Here is a 1,315-nt window from a genome sequence, read left to right as displayed (position 1 = left end):
CCGCCCCCGGCTTTCACACCACCGCGCGCCTGCGCACCTACACGGAAGCGGCGGTGCGGGGCACCATCGTCGTCACCACGGCGGAGGAGCTGGGCCATCGCGCCGCGGCGGTGCGGCGGGCGGTGCTGGCGCTGATCTGGCCGCTCGGCGCTTTGGTGCCCATCGCCCTCGCCGGAGTCTGGCTGACACTTCGCCTCACGCTGAAGCCGGTGCTCGCCTTCCGTCAGGCCATCGCCGCGCGCGGGCGGGGCAACCTTGCGCCGGTGCCGGAACAGGGGCTGCCCGAAGAGATGGCGCCGGTCGCCGGCGCGGTGAACGCGCTCATGGACCGCCTGCGCGGGGCGCTGGAGGCGGAGCGGGGCTTTGCCGCCAACAGCGCCCACGAGCTGCGCACCCCCATCGCCGCCGCTCTGGCGCAGACCCAGCGCCTCGTGGCCGAGCTGCCGGAAGGGCCGGCGCAGGAGCGGGCGCGCACCATCGCGGGCGCGCTGCGCCGCCTCTCGCGCCTGTCCGAGAAGCTGCTCCAGCTCGCCAAGGCCGAAGGCGCCAGCCTCCTCGCCGAGGCGCCGGCCCCGCTCGCCCCGGTGCTGCGCCATGTGATCGCCGACCTCGACCGCCAGAGCGGACGAGCAGAAGACATCGACCTGAGCATCGCGGCGGAGGGCGGCCCCGTCAGCGATCTCGACCCCGACGCCTTCGCCGTGCTCGCGCGCAATCTCATCGAGAACGCGCTGAAGCACGGAACGCCCGACACGCCTGTCCAGGTCCGCCTTGTCGCCGACCGGCTCGAAGTCTCCAACCACGGTCCCGTGGTGCCCGCCGACCGGCTCGCTTTGCTGCTGCGCCCGTTCGAGCGCGGGCCGACGGGGGCGGACGGCTCCGGCCTCGGCCTCGCCATCGCCGCCGCCATCTGCCGCGGGGCGGGGCTAGTGCTGGAGATCGCCTCGCCCATCCCGGGGGAGGCGGAGGGCTTCAGCGCCGTCGTGCGCTTCCCCGAACCCGCGATCCTGACAGCAAGCTGAACGCGATTCAGCAGGGGGTTCAGGCGGCTGTCAGGTTGGTTCGAGAGGGTGTCAGCGTCATCAAACGCCGGAGCCCCTCCAATGAAGACGCGCACCCTGATCGGGACCGCTTTCCTCCTCTCCACCGCCGGCCTCGGCGTGGCGCTGGCGGCGACCCAGATCGACCATCTCGACCTCCCCTTCCACAGCCGTGACGACGCCCCCCGCGCCGACGCCCGACCCCTCCATCTCGCCGACAATGACCACCGGCGCGAGGGCAAGGAGCGCCATCACGGCCGCCATCACGACGACGA

At 73.2% G+C, this 1,315-nt stretch carries 1 protein-coding gene and 1 pseudogene; both read left to right on the top strand.

The genetic code is table 11. From position 1 onward, the window contains the following. A partial coding sequence (locus ABLE88_RS23760; RefSeq protein ID WP_348834434.1) for a sensor histidine kinase occupies positions 1-1,022 on the top strand: 1,022 nt, incomplete at its 5' end. An 81-nt stretch (positions 1,023-1,103) separates the two neighbouring features. Beyond that, a pseudogene (locus tag ABLE88_RS23755) lies at positions 1,104-1,315 on the top strand (hypothetical protein); the annotation flags it as partial.

Origin of the sequence: Xanthobacter luteus, assembly GCF_040049235.1 — a bacterium.
In the GTDB taxonomy this organism is placed as follows: Bacteria; Pseudomonadota; Alphaproteobacteria; order Rhizobiales; family Xanthobacteraceae; genus Xanthobacter.
The sequence above is the reverse complement of the archived record's forward strand: the minus strand, read 5'-3'. Positions and strand labels throughout refer to the sequence as shown.